Origin of the sequence: Streptomyces gottesmaniae, assembly GCF_031845845.1 — a bacterium.
Classification (GTDB): domain Bacteria; phylum Actinomycetota; class Actinomycetes; order Streptomycetales; family Streptomycetaceae; genus Streptomyces; species Streptomyces akebiae.
In genome coordinates, this window is the sequence record NZ_JAVRFJ010000145.1 from 1 (window position 1) to 443 (window position 443).

At 67.3% G+C, this 443-nt stretch carries 1 protein-coding gene; it reads right to left on the minus strand.

Translation table 11 applies throughout. The annotated features are described in order from the left end of the window. Positions 1 to 443: carboxyl transferase domain-containing protein (locus RM704_RS44780; RefSeq protein WP_311593630.1), on the minus strand; the 443-nt coding region annotated here is incomplete at both ends.

A 443-nucleotide genomic window follows, 5' to 3' on the forward strand; every position in this document is an offset into this window, starting at 1 on the left:
AGGCGTGGGTGTTGCGGCGGAAGATCTCCCCGTACATGCCCAGGGCCATGACGCCCTCCTGGATACGGGCACCCCCGGAGTCGTTGATCCCGATCACCGGACAGCCCGTCTTCAGCGCGAAGTCCATGACCTTGACGATCTTCTGGCCGTACACCTCGCCGAGGGCGCCGCCGAAGACGGTGAAGTCCTGGGAGAAGACCGCGACGGGACGCCCCTCGACCGTGCCGTAACCGGTGACGACGCCGTCGCCGTAGGGGCGGTTCTTGTCCAGGCCGAAGTTGGTGGAGCGGTGCCGGGCGAACTCGTCCAGCTCGACGAAGGAGTCGTCGTCGAGGAGCAGTTCGATCCGCTCACGGGCCGTCAGCTTGCCCTTGGCGTGCTGCTTCTCCACCGCGCGCTCGGAGCCGGCGTGCGTCGCCTCATGGATACGGCGCTGCAGATCC